This window comes from Hymenobacter wooponensis (assembly GCF_004745865.1).
Taxonomy (GTDB): domain Bacteria; phylum Bacteroidota; class Bacteroidia; order Cytophagales; family Hymenobacteraceae; genus Hymenobacter; species Hymenobacter wooponensis.
The window spans coordinates 326,259-346,682 of the sequence record NZ_SRKZ01000003.1; the positions used below are offsets into that span (position 1 = coordinate 326,259).

The following is a 20,424-nucleotide window of genomic DNA, read 5'->3' on the forward strand; positions in this document are numbered from 1 at the left end:
AACTACTAGGCCGCGGCTGGGGTTTATCCTATTACCTATTTACAATTGCCTGATCCGTCTCCATGCTGCACCGCCTTCGTGCCCTGCCTGCCGTTTTTTTCGTCCTATTTCTTACCGCCTGTAGCCAAAGTCAAACGCTGCAGGGTATCTTCCAGAAATCGACTCCTCACGAAGAATATGCCCGCCGACTGCGGCAGGCACGTCTAGATGAAACCGCCTTGGGCCGCGACTGGCTACGCGCTGCTGAGCAGGCCCTGCACGACTCTCTAACCATCACGCTGCCCTTTCAGGAAAGCGGCTTCTTCCCCGCCGACCGCGCTACGGCCGTGGGGTATTGGTACAAAGTCCGGAATGGAGAAACGATTCACGTGAGCCTCAAGCTGGCCCCGGGCACCGATGCTCGTGTGTTTCTGGATGCTTTCGAGTTGCGCCCCGCCACTGCTAAGCCCAATTTACTAGCCTCAGCCGATACCACTGATCTTTCGTTTCGCTACACCGCCGACAACGACCAGCAGCACGTGTTACGCGTGCAGCCGGAGCTGCTCCGGGCCGGCCGCTACACGCTGCGCGTGCAACGGGAGCCCAGCCTAAGCTTTCCGGTGCGCGGGAAGAATGATGCGGCCGTGGGCAGCTTCTGGGGTTCCGACCGTGACGGTGGAGCCCGTCGCCACGAGGGAATTGATATTTTTGCCAAGCGCGGCACTCCCGCTATTGCAGCCGCCGACGGATTTATTACCCGAGTCAACGAAACCAACCTGGGTGGCCTAGTGGTCTGGCTAGCCGATAGTGAGCACGGCCAACACCTATACTATGCCCACCTTGACAAACAACTGGTACAACCGGGCCAGCGGGTGCGCATTGGCGATACGCTAGGCCTGGTGGGCAACACGGGCAATGCCCGTACTACCACCCCACATCTGCACTTTGGTGTTTACCGTAGTGGCCGCGGGGCTGTTGACCCGTTTCCGTTCGTGCGCCGCCCAGATGTGTTACCGGCGGCTCCGCGGGTAGCCCCCGAGCGTCTAGGCCAGTGGGTACGGGCCAAAGATCCGCGCCTACAATTGCACCGTAGCCCTGTAGCTAAAAGCGCCACCGTGGCCACTACGGCTAAGCCAACGCCCCTGCTGGTGCTGGGTGTAACCTCTGATTGGCTGCGAGTACAGCTCCCTACCGGCCGTACTGGCTATGTTCCATCACGCACGGTGCTTAAGGCTGAGCCCCTACGGCGGGAAGCATTGGCAACGGCCGCCGACATGTACGCCCTGCCCCAGGCCAATGCCCAGGCACTCGACTTGCTTCCTGCCAAAACCACGGTGGCTGTGCTGGGCGAATTTGGGGGGTACCGCCTCGTGCGCCGCACGAATGGCCGAGTGGGGTGGCTGGCCCCTACGGCTTCCTAGGCCTCTCCCACAAAAAACAATTCATTCTTTGAAGCTTCATGCTGCGTTCATGCAGCGGCTCGTAGGTTTGAACCGGTGATTGGAGTACAACGCGGTGTAGCTTTTCTCAAGGGGAGCTGCACCGCGTTTTCCGTTTCGGCCCAGCCCCACGCCTTGCGCCCCCGTGCAAACACAGAAAAAGCCTGGCTACCAGTAGCCAGGCTTTTTCTGTGTTTACAGTTCTGAAGTTATCCTACTCGGCTACTACTACCGCTCGGCTGAGCTTCTTGGAGTACGCCAGCCGACGCTCGCGGCCACCTGAACCAACATAATCGAAGCCAACGGCGCGGGCATCCTCTTTCACACTGCTCCACGATTGCACATCAACGTTTTCAGGCTGCACTGATGTCTTCGGAATAGCAGGCTGAACGAAACGGTCGTCGCGGAAAAAGCTGTTCATCCCCTGCAGAATGGCAATTTCCTTATCACGGGTTGTTGCCGCCTGAGGGTCGGCTAGATCCCGTTCGTTAATCAGTGCCGAAGCAGGCATTATCTCTTTACGCAGAGTATCGCCCTTGCTGCTCAGGATGATAAAGTTAGCCTGGGCCGTAGCAATCTTCGTTCCGCGCAATTGCAGGATGAAGCTGTCCTTGGTTTTGGTGTTAGAGAAATAGTGCGCGGCATTTACCGTGCGCAACACGCTCCGCTCCGACAGCCGGGAGCGGCTACCTTCCGGCGCGGGCGTAAACACTTTTTGGGCGTTTTTGGAAGTCCCCACTTCACGCTCTGTGTTGATACACGAGGTAGTTTGCACCAGTAACAGAGCGCCGGCAACGGGGAGTATATATTTTTTCATTTGTGATACGTCAACCATCTTTCAGTTCGCCAAAGTACGAATCATCCCGACAGATAAGAACATAGTCGGGTGGCCTAGCCATTATTATACCAGAGGAGTTTAGTTCGACCGTGTACCGTGAAACCTTACTAGAAGTTATTCCGGGTAAATCGAAGCAAAATGATGCTCTCAGCAAGGTGCAGGTCGACTGCTTCCAAACTGTACAAAAGGACCTTTCATTGCTTTTTACGCTTAATTACTGAGCCCTGGTTTTACATTTCTGCTGGATAAAGTCTTTTCAACACATTCTCATACACTTACAAGAAGCTTTGCACTGCAGAATTACGCTAAGGCTAAAATAATCCTAGCTCCAGCCCAGCAGACCAACGCGGTAACTCCGGGTAAATGGCTGAAGCAGCATCGGTAAAGGTATCGGTTAAACGGTACCTCACAACGGCCGCATAACGGTTAGAGCCTACACGAGCCCCCACCCCAGCAGGCCAGCGCCGCAGATAGGTTAGCCCCCGCTCGTGCACCACCGTGCGCGAAGCACCTTGTGCCCCTGGGCGGTCCTCATAGGCATGCACAGTGCCGGCTACCCACCCAGCCCAGCCAGTTAGATCGAGGTAGTGGCCTACCACATTGCCTCGGCGCCCAAAGTTTAGACGCACGTAGGGCTCCACTACCAGCTGATGCAAGATGAGAGCCTCACTGTAATGCTTACTGGCGGAGGGCAATATCTTATCGTCTGTTTGGGCCAGTGCGTAATTGAGGCGAGTATAGCGCAAATCAAAGCCCGTCGCCGCCTTGTTAGATAACCGGTATTTGTGCCGCACCCCCAACGAGTATTCTGCCGATTTGAACGCCCGTAGCTCCGCACCCGCACTGGCTGCTGAACCTACAATGGGCACATAGCTTACATACAGATGCCGAAAAAAGGCCCGGTTGGGTCCGTAGGTAGCCCGCACTGTGTCTTGGCTAGTGTTAGAGCGGAGCAACACCCGTTGGGCATAGCTTTGCTGCGCCGCACTAACAGTTAGTAGCACGGTGGTAAAAGCAACAGGGAGAAATCTCATGAAGCAGAATACACTTGAGTGAAACCACGGTAGTGTACGCGCAGGACATCGCCCGGGCGCAGGCGCCGAAGTGGCACCCGCAATACGGCCCGCTGGCTTACTTCCAGCACCTGATACCGACGAACTACCCCAGCGGCATCTACTATTTGCCAATACAGGTAATCTGGGTGGCCGGGGCCCAGCACTGGGTCGGGGTCGGGTGTATTTGAGGATGGCTGGTGGGGCACCTCTTGGCCAAGCTTGGCTACGGGTGGCGCTTCCGCTGGGTCGGGCGTAACGGCCCCAATAGAATCGGCGTAGAGCGGCAGCGTGCGCGCCGGAATGAGAGCCGCTTCTGGCCGAATAATGATGGCTACCGCCGAATCCTGACGCACAAAATCAAAAGAAGGCTTTATTGCTGCTCCCTGACTAGTGGCCTGCGTGAAGAACGCTGCCCGGGGCATGCCGTACCCGTGGGCATAATCAAAGTAAGGATAGAGGTTGCCTGACTGCTGGATCTTCTGGAACAGCGTCATGACGGGAAGGTCTCGCTGCTGCTGCAGCACACAGGCAGCAAAGCCCGCCATCAGGGGGCTTGAAAAGGAGGTTCCTTGCGTGCGCACGTAGCCGCCGGGGGCTGCTGCCATCACAGTGCCAAACGCGGATACGTTAGGCTTCAGCCGCTTATCAGCCGTTGGCCCATAGCTGCTGAAATCAATGTGCAGGTATGTGTCAGGATCGATACCGCCCACAGCCAGCACGGAGTCACCATCGGCAGGAGTACCCACCGTGCGCCACTGGTTATCGTCGCCGTCGTTGCCGGCCGCATTTACCACTAAAATTCCTTTGCGCACGGCTAGCTCAGCGGCCCGGGCTACTAGGCTGGTGCGGCCGTTCATTTGCTCGGGGAAGTAGCGCCGGGTTGTGTAACCCAAGGAAGAGTTGATGATGTCGGCGCCGTTGCGGTCAGCCCATTCAGCGGCTGCCAACCAAGCCAGCTCTTCCGCATACCGCTCCCGATACATCTGCTCAGTGCGGGCCAGCAGAAACTCCGCTTGGGGTGCTAGGCCTAGGTATGTGCTATCGGGCAGGCGCCCCGCAATGCAGGAAAGCACTTCTGTGCCGTGCGTACCACCCTGGTACACAGAAGAAGTACGCTTCAGAAAATCGTACGTACCCACAATAGCTTTCCGCCGCCGCAGGTGGGCAAAGGCTACGTGCTGATCAGCCCCATTGAAGCCTACATCAAAAATAGCAATGCGCACACCTTGCCCCGTTAGATGAGCCTGCTGGAAGTCTCGCCCCCCTAGGCTGGCTGTTTGGCGGCGGGCCAGCTGGCGGTCCAAGGCTGAGAGATCCATGGAAGCACCTAATGCATCAGCCGAACGGGCAGCCGGTAACAACGTAGCCTCCGGCAAAGCTTCTACCGAGCGCACCCCAGGCAGCTGGCGTAACCGCGCAACCTGAGCAGAGGTAGACTGGCAGGCTACGGCATTAAACCACCTACTTACTAGCAGCACTGCCTGCACCTGCTGCTGTACACTCGCTACATACTCAGCGCGTACGGGAAAATCGGTGCTATCGGCGGCGGGCAGGTGCTGACGCACCCGCCGTGCCTGCGCCTGAGGAGTGAAATATTGAGCCGGAGAAAATTTCGTCCCCTTCTTGTCTTTGAATACCACCCAGAACCGGCCTAGGCCAGGCTCTTCAGCAGCTGGAGCAGGCTGGGCAGCTACCGTAAGACCCGCTACCATCAGTGCACCCACTAATAGCATTGGCCGGAGAAAAAGAGAAAGCGTAGACCGATACAAGCGAACCGAGAATAGCAACGTGTAAACCTGATAAAAGCCCTACAAGGTACGGGAAATGCATGGTAGCGATGCAAAAGTTAGCTCAACCAGCCTATTAGCCATTTTACCCACAACCCCGTACTGCAACAGTCCTCAAGGCAATCGGATTAAAAATAGATCAGACAATTTCCAATTCATAAAAGCTGTACTGAATACAGTAAGGAAATGTGCTATAGTTCGGGACGTTGTACCTATGAAACAAGAGTACTATCTATCATTACACATCGAGTGCCTGATATAATTTTTCATTACACCACCCGGTAACACGCATATCTCGGAGCTATCAAAGCATATTGCTACAACGTTATTTTTAAGGCCTTTATTGAGCTTAACGCTATAATACGCGCTTCTTGAAGGCATGAAAGTTCTTATGCTTAGCCTAGCTGACTATTCTAGCAATGTATTTAGTGCTATTGCCAAACACATTCCTACCGCCGACATGCGCTTGTTTAGTACTTCAAAAAAGTATTGAAAGTGGCAGCTCAGCGAAATATCTAGAAATGCATAAACAGAGTTTCAATCCCAAACTCTATTATTCTTGAGTATACAAACCAGCTATTTCACCACTCAGATAAGCTCTTACCAATTCCAATAGATGTTGCGTACGTCTAATGCTCCTACACTAAACGTTTTTTCGACTATATGATGTGTGCCGTTGTCGGCTTATTACTGTTAGATGACTCTATAATTTACACAGCACAATGTATTGCTAGCAAAGCTCCTCGGTGGCCCACCCTTGGCTGCTGACGAAACCGCTTAATATTATTAACAAGTGCCTGTAAAACAGAATCTTAAATAAAATAACTATGTAACTCAACGTGCATTAGCACAATTTTAAATTCTTGTAAATCTTATTTCTCACTGTGCCATTAGTAAGTAGCAATATTTGCTCTACATGATGATACCGGACGTAATAGCCGTTCTGCACTTCGTAAAGCATACATGTTAGCCTATTCTGATTATAAAAATTATTTATTCAGCCTATTACAAACATTAGTTGCCTTGCATACGTTTTTATTACACCTTTGAAAATCATTTACACTAACTACACTAAGACATGGCCGCCCCCGACCTCAATAAGCTACAGCAGATTCTGGCAAATGCAGAAGAAAATGAATTCGTAATCAGCCAGATTCGCAAGAATATGTCGAAGGTGGCTGAGCTGATTGCAGAAGTTAATACTATGCTAGAGCCCGGCTTTAAGCCCGAGCGCAAAGAGCGTAAGCCCCGCGCCGTATCTGCTACTGGCAAGCGCCCCGGCCGCCCAAGAAAAAGCGAAACTCCTGCTTAATTAATTAAGTAGATTTGACAAAAAGGCCCGAAAAGCTACTTGCTTTTCGAGCCTTTTTTTGTTTCAACCAGATTTAATTAAGTGTAAACTCACCTATTTTCTCCCACTGTTGTCCACTGTGCCGGAATAATTGTAGCGCCTTTATCTCAAAAGTTGCCGCGTATTCGCGCTGATTAAATTCCTGCTGCAGCTTGGGTACTTCCGAGGGAGGTAAGTCGCGGGTAGCAAGAGTCATATGCGGGGTAAATGGCCGGTTTTCGGGTTGAATAGTGGGGAGCCGATGCGCGCACCACGCTTGCAGAGCCGCATGCAGCTCCAGTAAAGGCTCCGCGTTTACTACCTGCACAAACAAGGTCCGCTTCCCGAACCAGGAAAAATTACGGAGCCCAACCGTGATGGCTGAACGGCTACGGGCAAACTCCTCTAGGGCAGCTGCTGCTTCTGCTTCAAACTCATTAGGCTGGCGGGTAGGTGGAATAAGGGTGATATGCGGAGGCAGCCGCACCGCATTGCGGCTGCCAGTGCGCACATGCACCTCTTGTTTCAGGGCCCACACCTGGCCTAGCACTGGCTCGGGGGGTAACACGGCTACCAAATACAAGTTCATATTCCACTGGGCGCTAATCAGCTCGCCTTGCTTGCCCTTACGCCTCTAGAGGCCGGAATGATACGTGGTGAAATGCAAAGAGCTGCAACCGCGCCACTTGCCAAGGGAGTAGGCTTGTGGGCGGCCGCAGCTCTTTACGGCACTTTTAGCAGTGCTATTGGCCTAGAGGCCGTATTTGCTCATAAGATAAATTAACGCGGCCATGCTAGCTCCACCCAGCTCCAACTCGCGCCGGTTTATCTTATCAAAGGTATCGGCGGCGGTGTGGTGAATATCGAAGTAGCGCTGCGAGTCGCACTCGTAACCAATCAGGGCTTTGGCTTGGCCCTTCAGGGGGCCAATGTCGGTACCGGCATGGCCAGGCGCAAACTCACCGCTGCCATAGGGCACGAACAACGGCTGCCACTGCTGCACTTTACGCACGGTAGCGGGCTCAGCCTCAATGTTGAAGCCACGGGGTGTGAACCCGCCGCCATCCGACTCCATTGCGGCCAAATGCTTTTCGCCAGCGCTCTTAGCCAGCTCAGCATACTTGTTGCCACCACGGGTACCATTCTCTTCGTTCATAAAGAGCACGGCACGCACGGTCCGCTCAGGGCGTAGGCCACTCGCTTTCAACAGGCGTAATACTTCCATGCTCTGCACGCAGCCAGTGCCATCGTCGTGGGCACCTTGAGCTAGGTCCCAGGAATCGAGGTGACCACCTACGGTGATGATTTCATCGGGGTATTTAGAGCCCTTGATCTCCCCCACCACATTATAACTTTTCACTTCGGGTAAGGTCTGGCAGCTCATTTCCAGCTCCACAGTCAGGCTTTTATCGGCTTTCAGTAGTTGGCTGAGCTCATCGGCGCCGTTGGTGCTGAGAGCAGCGGCAGGCACCTGGGTTACACCATCTTCGTAGCGCATGGTGCCGGTATGCGGAAAGTCGTCGTGGGCCAGAGAAAGGCTGCGGACGAGGGCACCTACCGCACCCCGCTTAGCCGCCTCAGCGGCACCGCTCCGACGCTGGTCGCCAGCTTCTCCGTACGCCCGACCCGTTTCAACATAGAGCGGATTCATGGGACGGTTGAAAAACACGAACTTGCCTTTCACTTGGTCGGCGGGCAGGGCAGCCAGTTCCTGCATACTCTTCACCTCCACCACCTGAGCTTTGAGCTTGCCGTTGGTACCCACCGAGCCACCCAGCGCACACACATTCAGCGCAATACCTTTGCCTTTGGTGCCGCGCACCTGCGCTTTTTCCTTGGCCCCTCGCACCCAGTGGGGCACCATCACCTCCTGCAGGTATACCCGGTCGAGGCCCATTTTTTCCATGGTGGTTTTGCCCCACTGCACTGCTTTTTCTGCCTCCGGCGAGCCGCTCAGGCGCCCTCCAATGGTGCCCGTCAGCTCGCGCAGATTGTTGTAGCTCTGTCCGTGGGCCAAGGCCTCATCATAGATTTTGCGGATGTTGAGCGAATCAATGGTGTTGATGCGCGCAGACTGCGCCGAAGCCACCAACGGAGCAGCCGGCAGCACAGCCGCTAGCAATAAAGTGCGGCAAAGAGAAGGAATACGCATAGAAAGGAACAGGAAGAGGTACGCGAACAAAAGTGCGCAATAGAAGCGAAAAAGCCGTGCAGGTTGCAGGCAGATGGCCTAGAATAGCGCTTGACACTTCTAGGCCCCTTGCTTACAAACAGCCACGCGAAGGTGCGGTAGTAACCACCGTTGTGTTGACAGTTATATAGGTACTGTACGGGGTAAGTGGAGCTACATTATCAACGGGCAGTGGGGCAATGGGCAGGTCGCCGGGTATTGTTATTGGCAATGGCATACTTGGCTCCTGGCACAGCCGGTCGTCGGTGAGGCTTGCTTTAAACCAACCCATGTTAGATACCGTGCTTTGAGAAGCGGCCACGTTACCCAGACCATATAACCGGCCCCGCGCATCGCGCGTCAGGGCAAGCCCATAGTCGCTCACCCCATTAGGGAACGAGCCTATTCGCTGAACACGGATGGCATTACCTTGAGCATCGAGATGGTAGAGTACCCGTTCAGCTTGTGACGTCCCGGGGGTTGAAAACTGAAAAACCGCTACATCAGTCCCCTCATCACGTGGAAGTATGGTAGCCAGAGCAGCCTTAATTTGGACTACGCGAGAGCTAATGCTAGCGCCATCGGAGGTTACCTGGGCCTGCATGATTCCACGCTCCTCTGGCCACCACATCCGTAACGAACCATCAGGCAGGGCGTGCAGAAAAATGTTGGGCGGGTACGGGAAACGGGCGGCTGCCCCCGTAATACGACGGGCCCACGTTACTTCTCCCTGCTCATTCAGCTTAAAAAGGGAATATGCACTTTGGCGTTGATAGTCGCCGGTAAGTACGGCATAGCCTCCCTTAGGCAATTCCGCCACTACCGGCGAAGAACAAATGGAAGACAGATTATACTGCCAGCTCCACTGGATAGTGCCAGTAGCCGAAATTTTCAGCAAGCGAAACTCCTGATCATAGCCGGTGAAACTAGCAGCTACGGGAATCAGGAATCCGCCATCGGAGGTAGCAATGGGCGGTGAAATGGCACGTGAGCTTAATTGATACGGCATGTAGGTCATTTCCTGAGCCCATTCTACCATGCCTTGCTCATTCAGCCGGGCAATGAGCACCCCACCAAACAGCGGCTTGGCCCCCACAAGTAACCCGCCCTGACCAGGACGGCGGGCAAACTGGATGCCGTCAGAAACTGCTCCGATTTGGTAATTGCGAGCCCAATTTACCGCTCCTGCCGTATCTAGTTGCGCAATGAAAACACCCGTATTGTTTTCATTACTGTAGGCCAGGCGTTCAGCCCGAGAGGAGCTAACGGCCCATAGTGGGTCGCTTTCAGTGCGGCCAGCCGTTAATAATAAAGCGGTTTTTGGATAAGCACCCGTAACGCTTCCCAGTAACAGCTGAGAGCCCGGGGTTTTAGCAGGTTGCGGATCTGTTTCAGGTTTAGCCTCACGGTGACAGCTCGCTCCCAACAAAGCCAAACTAAACGCTCCAACCAGCGTTAATTTTCTGTAATACATTCTACTTAGCAATTACAAATAGCTGTTGCGCTACTTACCGGCACCATAACGGCGGGCTACGGCCGTGGAGGCTTTGGTAGAATCTCGCGGCACGGTTACCTCCAGCAAGTAGTTATAATCATTATCCCCAACGGCAGGCACCGGGCGCTTTGCCCCCAGGGCTTCGGCGGTTTCTAAAATAGTATTGGAGTGGCCTACCACCAGCACGGCTTTTCCAGGGTACTCGCGCCGGATGCGAGAGGCTAACTTGGGCAGCTGCCGGGCGTCGTAGACCTCCACGGGAATCTGCAGCTGCGTTGCTAATGGCACCGCCGTTGTGCGGGTACGGATGGTATTCGTGCTGAACACCATGGCAACGGGTCGGGGTGCTTTCACCAACTCCTCACGCAGAGCCTGGGCCCGCTTTTGCCCTACCTCGGTTAGGGCGGGGTCAGCTAGGCCGGGCGTAGGGTCTTTCTCGGCATGGCGCACGATGTACACCGTGGTGGGTCCGGCCGCGGTGCCCAAGTGCATAGAGCTGCCGCAGCTGCTCAACAGAGTTACTAACAGCACTAACCAACACAGCGGGTTCAGGAAATTTTTCATCTACCAAGTAGAGTCAGTAATAAGCTAATAGAGAAACAGGTGCTCTGGAAAGTGGCCTAGCCCTACGTTAGATTACCTCAGGCAATTACTTATTTCAAAGCCAGGATTTGCTTCAGCTCGGCATCTGAAACGGTTAGCAAGCCAACTTTAGGGAGGCGCTCAGTAAGGGTGCGCCAGTTAGGGTCTTGCTTGAAAATAGGGGCCAGCATTTTTAAAGCGGCTGGTACCTGCTGCTTGTTAGCCAGACTGATGGCGTGCCAGTACTTCATTTCCAGATTCTGGGGGAAAAGCTTTTCGGCGGCTTCGTACTCTCGGATGGCGCCGGGCACATCGTTCTTTTCCACGGCCAGGTCGCCGGCATTCATATGTTCATACGCCCGGTGCAAGCTCAGCAGGCGGCTCAGCTCCCGCAGCGGTTCGGCGGCATCATCCACGCGCAGGTCAATGAGGCGGTCGGTCCAGGGGGCATCGGTGGCTTTGGCGCGCACCACCAGCAGCGCGGCCGACTGCCGGCCCCGAATGTCGCCGCCGGCAGCTTGGGCAGCTTGCAGGGCCGATACTACTCGCTCAGCGAAGCGCAGCTTCGCGTTTTGCTCGTACGCCTTCTGCATGGCGGCAGGCACCGTGTTATTGAGCATCATGTTCGCCTGCACCGAAAACTGACTGCCCTGGCGGTGGCCTGCCATATCAATGCACTTAGCTCCGGTGTGAGTAGCTACACGGCCCTGGTTGTCGATAATGGCTACTTGGCGCACGTCGCGGCCTTCGTCGGTGCGCAGTAGCTCATCAAGGGCTTCCTGGGCCGACTTGCCGCTTTTCAACAACGCCAGTCCGCGCGGACCGAAGGACTTGTTGGTGAACGACTGCGTAGCTACCGCGCCTACTCCGGCTTCGGCCCAGCTCACTGAGGTGCCCACTGAAAACCAGTGACTTTGCACGGCCACGGCCAAGTCGCCGGTTTGGGGGTCGCGGGCTACAATGGAGTAGGTATGGGCCAAAGGATCGGTGGAGGTGTACACCTGAGCGGCGGCCGGCCGTGCCAGGCCCAGCCACAGAGCGGGCAGCAGGCCGAGGAGAAACTTTTTCATGTTACTAGTGCGGGAAGATGGGTTGTGGGTGGGCAAGATACTACACGGCGCCTCAGCTACACATGCCCCCTTTAACCCGCGCACTGCCACGTAACGGTGGCCTAGAAGCAGCCCAGCACCTCAAGCTCGCCACGTGCTATGTCGGTATTCCCCTCTACCTTACGCTGCTCGTTAACTTTCTCTCCGCGTGACTTCCTCTTCTTCTCTTGCCATTCAGGCGCACCAGCTCAGCAAGCGTTACGGCTCCCACACGGTAGTACAGAACGTTTCCTTTGAGCTACCTGCCGGCGAAACCTTGGTACTATTAGGGCCGAGCGGCTGCGGCAAAACCACTCTGCTGCGCATGCTCAACCGTTTGGTGGAGCCCGATGCGGGGTACGTGGCTATTCATGGCCAGGACGTGCGGACCCAGCCGGTTGCCGACCTACGGCGCGGCATTGGATACGTGATTCAGCAAGTAGGCCTGTTGCCCCACTACACCGTAGCCGAAAATGTGGGCGTGGTACCCCGCCTGCTAGGCCAGGAGGCGTCACAAGTGGCGGCCCGCACCGAGGAGCTCCTGCGGCGGCTACACCTGCCGCCCGAGCGCTACGGTGGGCAGTACCCTCACCAACTCTCCGGCGGGCAGCAGCAACGCGTAGGGCTGGCTCGGGCACTAGCCGCCAACCCACCCATCATCTTACTCGATGAGCCCTTCGGCGCCCTCGACCCGATAACCCGCGCCAGCATCCGGCGGGAGTTTCGGGAGCTGGAGGAGCTCCGCCGAAAGACCGTGGTACTAGTTACCCACGACGTAACCGAAGCCTTCGAGTTGGCTGACCGCATCATGCTCCTGAATGCCGGACAGGTGCAGCAATTAGGTACCCCGCGGGAGTTACTGTTCCGGCCCGCGAATAACTTTGTGCGCAGCTTCTTCGAAGCCGAAAAGCTATCCTTACAGCTCCGCACCTTGCGGCTGACTGACGTATTGGCATACACCCCCACAGAGAGCAATATGCCTATCACAACCCACTATAAATCAGAATATAACATACTGCCACCTACTGTAACCATTCAACAGTCTATTGAGCTATTAAGTACTCTTTCCGCTAAGCATGAAGGCCCTGGAGAGGAGGCGGTAGTATGGGTGGAAGCTGACAACAGTAATGCTGATCGGGCCCTTACTTCTCTGTCGCTGCCTCAACTGATGGCGGCTTTTGGTCGGGCGCTCCAACAGGTACAGACCCCATGAATACGTTCACTGAACTCCTCGCCTTCTGGCACGCTCAGGCAGATAAGCTAGGCCAGCAAACGCTGCAGCACATCGGTCTGACGGCAGCTTCCCTCTTGCTTGGCGTGCTCATCGGAGTGCCGCTTGGCCTGCTCGTGACGCGGCGCCCGAGGCTCGCCCCCTGGGTGCTGGGCGGGGCCAGCATTCTGCAAACTATCCCGAGTATTGCCCTGCTAGGGTTCCTGATTCCGGCCCTGGGCATTGGTCCGGGGCCCGCCATTTTTGCCTTGTTTCTGTACGCCCTCCTGCCCATTGTGCGCAACACCGTCACGGGTATTCAGGGCGTAGATGCGGCCGTGGTAGATGCGGCCCGGGGACTGGGCCTGACCGATAGCCAGGTGCTGCGCCGGGTGGAGCTGCCGCTGGCGCTGCCCGTGCTGTTTGCAGGCATCCGGACGGCGGCAGTTATCAATGTGGGCGTGGCTACATTGGCAGCGTACATTGCGGCGGGTGGCCTGGGTGAGTTTATTTTTGGTGGCATCGCCCTGAACAACCCGGCCATGATCCTGGCCGGAGCCATTCCGGCGGCGGCTTTGGCGCTGGCTTTCGATGCCGCGCTGGCCTTGCTGCAGCGCCTGCCGGTGCGGCGCTTGGTACGCGTAGGCCAGTCGTTGCTGATTCTATTGCCCATTCTGGCGGGGCTCTACCTGCTGCCCCGCGCTACCAGCCGCCTGCTGGCCGGTTTCAGCCCCGAGTTTGTGGGCCGCGCCGATGGCCTGCCGGGGCTGCAGCAGAAGTACGGCCTACGCACGGCTTCCGTGGTGCTGGCCCCCGCGCTGGTGTATGAAGCGGCCCACCACGGCGATGTTGACGTCATCGATGGGTACTCTACTGATGGCCGCATCAGGGCCTACGACCTGCGGGTGCTGCGCGACGACCAGCAAGCATTTCCGCCCTACCAGGCGGCGCCGGTGGTGCGGGCCGAGACGCTGGCGCAGCACCCGGAGCTGGCGCCAGTTTTGGCCAAGCTAGAAGGTCAGATTTCCGATTCCATGATGACGGAGCTCAATTACCGTGTCGATTATCTGCACGAAACGCCTCGGGCTGTGGCACATGCCTTCCTGCGTCAGCGCGGCCTGTGGCACGACCCACTACCGGTGCAAGGTGGCATTATCCGGCTGGGCTCCAAAATCTTCGCGGAGCAGTATATCCTGGCCGAACTGTACGAGGCGCTGATCCGGGGCTATACAGGGCTTGCGGTGGAGTCCAAGACTGGCCTAGGAGGCACCAATATTTGCTTCGAGGCTTTGCGCACGGGCTCAATTGACCTGTACCCCGAGTACACCGGCACGGGCCTGCTGGTGCTGCTGCAGCCAAAGGCAGCTGTTATCGACTCCCTGGGCGGAAAGCCGGCGGCGGTGCTAGCCTACGTGCACCAGGAGTTTAAGCGGCGCTACGGGCTGGAGTGGCAGGCGCCGCTGGGCTTCAACAATACCTATGCTCTGCTAATGCGCCGCCAGCAAGCCGAGCAGCTGGGCATTGCCTCGGTTTCGGAGCTCAGTGCCTTCTTGCGCAAGTAACGAGGCTTGCTGCGGACACTCCTACACTTTCCCCTGCCGAATAAAGCGGCGGTAGAGGCTCACTAGTCGGGCCTGCGAAACCCCCAGCCAGTGCAAGGTGGCAATAAGGGTAAAGATGCCCTGTAGACGGAAAACGCCGTTTTCATGGTACTTACGGGCTGAGGTTTCTACGGCGTGGGGCAGCACCAGGAACTGTCCCTCCTTGCGCAAGCGCCCAATAATCTCCTGGTCTTCCATCAGTAACAGGTCCTCCCGGAAGCCACCTGCTTGCTTGAAGCTTGTGCTTTTCACGAATAGACTTTGGTCGCCGAACCGGATCAGGTCGATATCAAACCGCGTCACCCAGGCGTTGGCCCGCAGAAACCAGTGCGCATCATCAAAGCGAAGCCGGAAGCAGCCGCTGCTCACCCCTGCCGCTACGGCTCTCCGGATAAGCGCGAGGAAGTCTAGCGGTGGGTAGGTATCTGCGTGTAGAAAGTAAAGGATACTGCCCGTGGCGGCGGCAGCGCCAGCATTGAGCTGCGCGGCCCTGCCCTTACGGGTGCATTCAATTACGCGGGCACCTGCCAACCGAGCCAGGTGGGCCGTACCATCGGGGCTGCCCGCATCGGCCACTAGTATCTCCAAGCTAGCATCGGGGCCTGCGGCGGCCTGCAGGTGGCCTAGCAGCTTTGTGATGCCAACTGCCTCGTTATAGGTAGGGATGATGATACTAACAGAGGCCGGCGCCGCAGCAGAAGATGGGTAAAGGGCGTGGCTCAAAGGCTGAAAGGAAGGTTCTGTTGAGGGTAACGTAGTTTTCAGGGGCAGGATACAGTTGAACCTCGCGTTAACAGTAGAGCAGATTCAGTGGATCGTCTATTTCGCGGAGTTTTGCCTAGATTTTCATGTGCTCTTCACCCCTGCGGTGCGTAAGTTGCACCATCAACTACTTCTCTAGCGCCCATGCACGTTCTTATTGTTGAAGACGAAAAAAGCCTGCACCAGGAGGTGCAGCAGTTTTTGCTGCAGTCTCAGTACCTCGTCGATTCGGCGTACACCTACGCGGAGGCGTCGGAGAAGGTCTTTGTGAATAGTTACGACTTTGTGCTGCTAGACCTGGGCCTGCCCGACGGCGATGGCTTGGAGCTGCTTCGCGAAGCCAGGCAGAACGACCGGCAAGAGGCCTCCTTCATTATCCTCACGGCCCGCGGTGACCTCGACGACCGAATCAAAGGGCTGGACCTGGGTGCCGATGATTACCTACCCAAACCGTTTTCCTTGCTGGAGCTACAGAGCCGGATGCAGGCCATCATGCGGCGTAAGTTTGGCCTGAAGCGGCAGGAAATGCTGTTCGGAGGAGGTTTCCAGCTCGACGCCACCGGCCGCACCCTACGCTTTGATGGGCAAGATGTATCGCTCACCAAAAAAGAGTTTGACTTGCTGCATTATCTGCTGCTCCACAAAAACCGTGTGCTTACGCGCCTGCAACTTGGTGAGCACCTATGGGGCAATGTGCTGGAAGACGACTCCGACTCGAACTACATTGATGTGCACATCAAGAACATTCGCAAGAAGCTCAGCCAGTTTGCGCCCACCGATTTTCTGGAAACCGTGCGCGGTATCGGTTATCGGGTAACTGAGGCTAACTAAATTTGTCAGCCTATGCAGCCAAGGGTGGCGTAGAAGCCTGCTCTTTGCGGCCTATGAACCATAACGAGCCCTGGTTAATCAACCTGTTTTTAGTAATTCCCGCTTTCACCGTTTCACCACATGCGCTTAGAGGCTAAGCTGGCCCTGTTTAATGCCCTCTCAAAGCTGTTGCTGGTGTTACTGGGGGCCGTAGTAATTCCGCCGGTGGTGAGCCGGGTCGCAGTAGGCCACACCGACCAGCGCCTCCACGAGAAGCAGGCGGAGGTGATGCAGCTTATCCGGCGCAACGGTATTTCGGCCTTTGTGAAGGGAGAGGCCTACGCCGACTACAACATTCTGAAGCAGGAGTATATCACCCTCACTCCCCTGCCCGCCGCCTCGGAGCCCACGGGTAAGCCGCGCATTTTTGATGAGCCCCGGCAGGTTGATAATGAAATTGAGGACTTCCGGATTCTGAGCTACAATTTCAATATCGATCAGAAGGAATACCGCCTGGAAATTGGCTCTTCGCTGGCCACCGTGGAACTCCTCACGGATACCTTACGCCACATGGCCCTATGGGTACTGGTGATTGGCGCCTTGATTACCATTTTTACCGACGCCGCCTTTGCCCATTACTTGCTGCGTCCCCTGCGCCAGCTGATTGTGCGGAAGCTGCGCGGCGTACATCATCCGTCGGCCTTTTCCTACACGCCGCTCGATACGGACACCGCCGATTTTCAGCGGCTGGATGAGAGCCTGAACGAGATGATGCGCAAGATTCAGTCGGCGTTTGAGAAGGAGCGCGAGTTCATGTCGAACGTGTCGCATGAGCTGCTCACGCCGGTTAGCATTCTGCAGTCGAGGTTTGAGAACATGCTGCAAGACCCCGAGCTGGGTCACGCGCACTCCCTCAAGATTGTGGATTCGCAGAAAACCCTCTACCGCCTACGCAATACCGTAAAGACGCTGCTGCTCATTGCCAATATCGAAAATGAACAGTACCTGCGGGACGAAACCGTATCGATTGCCACGGTACTAGCCGAGGTGACGAATGAGCTGGAAGACCGGCTGGCTCAGCGTGAAATTCATTTACTAGAAGACCTCCAGCCCGACTACGTGCTACTGCGGGCCAACCGGACGCTACTGTTCACGCTGCTGTTTAACCTAATCAGCAACGCCATTAAGTACAACAACTGGGGTGGTAGCATTACGGTACTGGGCCGCCCGCACCCCGAGGGTGGCTATACCCTGTCAGTTACCGATACGGGCCCCGGCATTGCTCCCGAAAACCTGCCCCACCTCTTCGACCGCTTCCGCCGGTTTCAGAAGGGAGCTTCGGCGCCAGAAGGTTACGGCCTAGGCCTGCCCATCGCCAAAACCATTGCCGAGTTTCACAAGGCCCAGCTCACGGTAGCCTCCGAAGTGGGGAAGGGCACTACGTTCAGTTTGCGGTTTCACTAGAGGGCGGTTTCACGCATCCTTCACCTTGGTGGGTGTAGCTTTTAGCTTTATTGCTCTTGCCCCCACCTTCCCCATGAAAAAGCTGCTTCTGGCGGTCTTGCTACTGGCAGTAGGTATTGCGCTGGCGCTGCTCTTGCGGCGGCCGCCGCCTGCACATATCTACACGGCCACTATCCCTGTCATTCGTAAATCGGCGCATGATATTGCGCCTATTAAGCACGTAACTACCGTGCCCGGCATGTACGCCGGCCATCACCATGGCGCAACCAAGAAGTAAAAATCAACACCCAAAACGGAACAGCCGTACGGGTGTAGCGGCTGCGAGAACTGCACAACTGGCCTTGTACCAGGGCGTGGATTTCGCAGCCGCTACACCAGTGCGGCTGTTTGTATAATGGGCTTAGGAGAGTGGCCTAGCCCAGTCCTTCGGCCGTTTCGCCGGGGTCAGGGGTAGCACTACCTACCCTAGGAGCTGGTTGCGCATTAGACGGCTTCGCGGTAGATAAGTCCCAGCGGGAGTTCATCTCACCTACTGCGTGCAGGGCCGTCAGATCAAACTGGCAGGGTACAATAGAGATGTAGTTATTAGCCAAGGCCCACTCATCGGTATCAGTGCCTTTGTCGAGGTTCACAAACTCCCCAATCAGCCAGTAGTACGGGCGGCGGTGCGGGTCATGACGTAGATCGAAGTCTTCCTGCCACTTAGCCCGGGCCTGGCGGCACACGCGGGCCCCTACAATAGGCGTTTCGGAGTTTTTAGGGATGTTGATGTTCAGGGCCGTACCCTGCGGAATCCCGTGCTCTAACGCCTGCCGGGTGAGGTGCTCAATCCAGGTTTCTGTGTGAGAGAAGTCGGCATCGTGGCCATACTCGCAGAGCGAGAAGCCAATGGCTGGCAAGCCTTCAATAGCCGCCTCAATGGCCGCCGACATGGTGCCCGAATACAGCACGTTTACCGAGGAGTTGGAACCATGGTTAATGCCTGACACTACCAAATCGGGAGTACGGTCGCGCAGCACAAAATGCTTGGCCAGCTTCACGCAGTCGGCGGGAGTACCGCTGCACTCGTAGGCCTCTATGCCTTCAAAGATGGTGCTCGCATCGAGGCGCAATGGGTGGCCGATAGTAATGGCGTGTCCCATCCCCGACTGGGGAGAATTGGGCGCCACCACTACCACTTCCCCAATTCGACTCATGACGCGCACCAGCGTAGCAATGCCGGGGGCCGTAATGCCATCGTCGTTGGATATCAGAATCAGGGGCTTGCGGGTGTTTGCAGTCACGGGCAATGTGTTGGTTTGAAATGGAAGGAGTTCAAAGGTACGTAGGCCACTTGTATGGGGTGGTTATAGTTGTGCTACGTTAAGGCGCACCTAACGGCCTAATCTATATTAACAACGGGGCTCTAGTGCTCGTATGCACAACATGCTCAATCGTTTCTTTTCTGCGCTTCACCTGTTGCCGGCGCTAGGCCTAGCCGTTGTTTTAGCGAGTTGCAACGAACAGCCCGGCAGTTCGGCGGGGGCGGCCACTGGCACCGCCGAGCCACCCTTTGTACCCGCTGATGGGTCGCCGGCTACCTCACCGGGCTCCTCTTCTGTAGCTCAAACGGCCAGTGCCAACCCGCCCCTGAGCGGTGCCCTCACCCCTGACTCTCTGCACCTGATTAGTCCAGGCCGGGCGGGCCGCTTGCGCTTGGGCATGACGGAAGCCAAGCTGAAAAAGGTAGTACCTGCTCAGCAACTGCGTCGCACCACTTACGTGGATAAAGGCCAGGAACTACCGGCCTACGAAATGCTGGATGCCCAGCAGCCCAACGCCCCCGCTACCGTGTTGCACTTCATCGGCGACTCAACGGGGGGCTTTCGTTTGCGCCGCATCCGAATTTACGACCCGCAGTATCGCACGGCCGAAGGTATCGGCGTGGGCTCACCTTTCGGCGCGGCTCGTCAGAATTTGGGCCTCACGAAAGTACGCCCTACCCCCGCTGGGTTTGCGGCAGTGTCGGGGCAAGTGCAGATGGCGTGGGTCATTGACCCCAAGTCATTACCCGCAAAACATCCCGATGAAATGAATTCTTCTGACATTCCGCCGGCAGCGCGCATCACAGGGGTATTACTTTACCAGTAAGCTAAACGGTAGGTCGGTTGCATTCCGCCATAAAACTTGTACTTTGGCAACGCAACGCTCCCTCAGCAACGTGCTTCGCTAAACCAAGCGCCCGGCTTTCCCCTCGCCTCTTGCCTATGGCCCTGTTTGAAAACCGCTACAAAACTCACGACCTAGGCCTGCTTATTCTGCGCGTAGGAATCGGGATTATGTTCACCATACATGGCTATCCAAAGCTAGTTGGCGGGCCCGAGGTTTGGGAAAAGATTGGCGGCACCATGAAAATCGTCGGGATTAGTTTTGCGCCCACGGTTTGGGGGCTGATTGCGGCCATTGCCGAAGCAGTTGGTGGCCAGTTACTAGCTATTGGCTTGTTCTTTCGCCTGGCCTGCGCGCTATTGCTGGGCACCATGATTATGGCCACCATACAGCACGTAAGAAGTGGCGATGATTTTCAGGTGTATTCGCATGCTCTGGAGGCGGCCTTTTTGTTTCTAGGCCTCCTCTTCTCGGGTCCCGGCCGCTACAGTCTTGATCAACTGCTGTTTCCGCCCCCGCGGCGCCTCTACTAACGCACTCGTAAAACTAGTCTGACAGAACGCTGTAGGTCTAAGAGGCCTACGGCGTTTTTTATGATCGGTGCAAGCTTCGCAAAAAGCTATGCATAGTGTCGGGTTAATGAAACTGGCTTTTTAATCCTAGTTT

Annotated in this window: 19 protein-coding genes; 9 read left to right on the plus strand and 10 right to left on the minus strand. The window is 56.2% G+C overall.

The genetic code is table 11. From position 1 onward, the window contains the following. Window positions 1-62: 62 nt before the first annotated feature. Entirely contained in the window at window positions 63-1,400 is a 1,338-nt protein-coding gene (locus EU557_RS11705) for a M23 family metallopeptidase (protein WP_135530641.1), read from the plus strand. Window positions 1,401-1,632: 232 nt separating this feature from the next. On the opposite strand, the gene EU557_RS11710 is transcribed toward EU557_RS11705, so the two are convergent. From EU557_RS11710 to EU557_RS11720, 3 genes are all read right to left on the minus strand, one after another. Continuing rightward, a complete protein-coding gene (locus EU557_RS11710) occupies window positions 1,633-2,235 on the minus strand; it encodes a hypothetical protein (RefSeq protein ID WP_135530642.1) in 603 nt (200 codons plus the stop codon). 332 nt (window positions 2,236-2,567) lie between these two features. Further along, window positions 2,568-3,290, minus strand: coding sequence for a hypothetical protein (locus tag EU557_RS11715; RefSeq protein WP_135530643.1), 723 nt, complete (start codon window positions 3,288-3,290; stop codon window positions 2,568-2,570). Continuing rightward, window positions 3,287-5,044 carry a S8 family serine peptidase gene (locus tag EU557_RS11720; protein WP_135530644.1) on the minus strand — a complete coding sequence of 586 codons (1,758 nt, stop codon included), beginning with the start codon at window positions 5,042-5,044 and terminating at the stop codon, window positions 3,287-3,289. Before EU557_RS11720 ends, EU557_RS11715 begins: the two co-directional genes overlap by 4 nt. 1,132 nt (window positions 5,045-6,176) lie before the next feature. Here EU557_RS11720 and EU557_RS11725 point away from each other — a divergent pair. Continuing rightward, window positions 6,177-6,410: a hypothetical protein gene (locus EU557_RS11725; RefSeq protein WP_135436693.1), complete on the plus strand. Its 234-nt coding sequence runs from the start codon at window positions 6,177-6,179 to the stop codon at window positions 6,408-6,410. A 73-nt stretch (window positions 6,411-6,483) separates the two neighbouring features. On the opposite strand, the gene EU557_RS11730 is transcribed toward EU557_RS11725, so the two are convergent. The 5 genes from EU557_RS11730 to EU557_RS11750 all read right to left on the minus strand — a co-directional run bounded on the left by EU557_RS11730 (window position 6,484) and on the right by EU557_RS11750 (window position 11,745). Continuing rightward, window positions 6,484-7,017: a 2'-5' RNA ligase family protein gene (locus EU557_RS11730; RefSeq protein WP_135530645.1), complete on the minus strand. Its 534-nt coding sequence runs from the start codon at window positions 7,015-7,017 to the stop codon at window positions 6,484-6,486. 162 nt (window positions 7,018-7,179) lie between these two features. Then, on the minus strand, window positions 7,180-8,580 hold the full coding sequence (locus EU557_RS11735; RefSeq protein ID WP_135530646.1) for a M20/M25/M40 family metallo-hydrolase: 1,401 nt from the start codon (window positions 8,578-8,580) through the stop codon (window positions 7,180-7,182). Between the two features lie 112 nt (window positions 8,581-8,692). Then, window positions 8,693-10,072, minus strand: coding sequence for a hypothetical protein (locus EU557_RS11740; RefSeq protein WP_135530647.1), 1,380 nt, complete (start codon window positions 10,070-10,072; stop codon window positions 8,693-8,695). Between the two features lie 30 nt (window positions 10,073-10,102). Further along, window positions 10,103-10,657 (minus strand): histidine phosphatase family protein, encoded by a 555-nt coding sequence (locus tag EU557_RS11745; RefSeq protein ID WP_135530648.1) that lies wholly within the window; start codon window positions 10,655-10,657, stop codon window positions 10,103-10,105. 89 nt (window positions 10,658-10,746) lie between these two features. After that, window positions 10,747-11,745 (minus strand): DUF1028 domain-containing protein, encoded by a 999-nt coding sequence (locus tag EU557_RS11750; RefSeq protein WP_135530649.1) that lies wholly within the window; start codon window positions 11,743-11,745, stop codon window positions 10,747-10,749. Between the two features lie 187 nt (window positions 11,746-11,932). Between EU557_RS11750 and EU557_RS11755 the strand changes: the two genes are divergently transcribed. Both EU557_RS11755 and EU557_RS11760 read left to right on the plus strand, forming a co-directional pair. After that, on the plus strand, window positions 11,933-12,976 hold the full coding sequence (locus EU557_RS11755) for an ABC transporter ATP-binding protein (protein ID WP_135530650.1): 1,044 nt from the start codon (window positions 11,933-11,935) through the stop codon (window positions 12,974-12,976). Next, window positions 12,973-14,535: an ABC transporter permease/substrate-binding protein gene (locus tag EU557_RS11760; RefSeq protein ID WP_135530651.1), complete on the plus strand. Its 1,563-nt coding sequence runs from the start codon at window positions 12,973-12,975 to the stop codon at window positions 14,533-14,535. The genes EU557_RS11755 and EU557_RS11760 overlap by 4 nt, the downstream gene beginning before the upstream one ends. Before the next feature lie 21 nt (window positions 14,536-14,556). On the opposite strand, the gene EU557_RS11765 is transcribed toward EU557_RS11760, so the two are convergent. Continuing rightward, entirely contained in the window at window positions 14,557-15,297 is a 741-nt protein-coding gene (locus EU557_RS11765) for a TIGR04283 family arsenosugar biosynthesis glycosyltransferase (RefSeq protein ID WP_135530652.1), read from the minus strand. Window positions 15,298-15,480: 183 nt separating this feature from the next. Here EU557_RS11765 and EU557_RS11770 point away from each other — a divergent pair, with 183 nt between their 5' ends. From EU557_RS11770 to EU557_RS11780, 3 genes are all read left to right on the plus strand, one after another. Then, window positions 15,481-16,167: a response regulator transcription factor gene (locus EU557_RS11770; protein ID WP_135530653.1), complete on the plus strand. Its 687-nt coding sequence runs from the start codon at window positions 15,481-15,483 to the stop codon at window positions 16,165-16,167. Window positions 16,168-16,287: 120 nt separating this feature from the next. Continuing rightward, on the plus strand, window positions 16,288-17,610 hold the full coding sequence (locus tag EU557_RS11775; protein WP_135530654.1) for a sensor histidine kinase: 1,323 nt from the start codon (window positions 16,288-16,290) through the stop codon (window positions 17,608-17,610). 73 nt (window positions 17,611-17,683) lie between these two features. Further along, a complete protein-coding gene (locus tag EU557_RS11780; RefSeq protein ID WP_135530655.1) occupies window positions 17,684-17,887 on the plus strand; it encodes a hypothetical protein in 204 nt (67 codons plus the stop codon). 136 nt (window positions 17,888-18,023) lie between these two features. Here the strand turns inward: EU557_RS11780 and surE are convergent, their stop codons facing one another. Then, on the minus strand, window positions 18,024-18,893 hold the full coding sequence (surE, locus tag EU557_RS11785) for a 5'/3'-nucleotidase SurE (protein WP_135530656.1): 870 nt from the start codon (window positions 18,891-18,893) through the stop codon (window positions 18,024-18,026). 133 nt (window positions 18,894-19,026) lie between these two features. Here surE and EU557_RS11790 point away from each other — a divergent pair, with 133 nt between their 5' ends. Together EU557_RS11790 and EU557_RS11795 are read left to right on the plus strand one after the other, a co-directional pair. After that, window positions 19,027-19,740 (plus strand): hypothetical protein, encoded by a 714-nt coding sequence (locus tag EU557_RS11790; protein WP_210116028.1) that lies wholly within the window; start codon window positions 19,027-19,029, stop codon window positions 19,738-19,740. Window positions 19,741-19,856: 116 nt separating this feature from the next. Beyond that, window positions 19,857-20,291, plus strand: coding sequence for a DoxX family protein (locus EU557_RS11795; protein WP_135530658.1), 435 nt, complete (start codon window positions 19,857-19,859; stop codon window positions 20,289-20,291). Window positions 20,292-20,424: the final 133 nt, after the last annotated feature.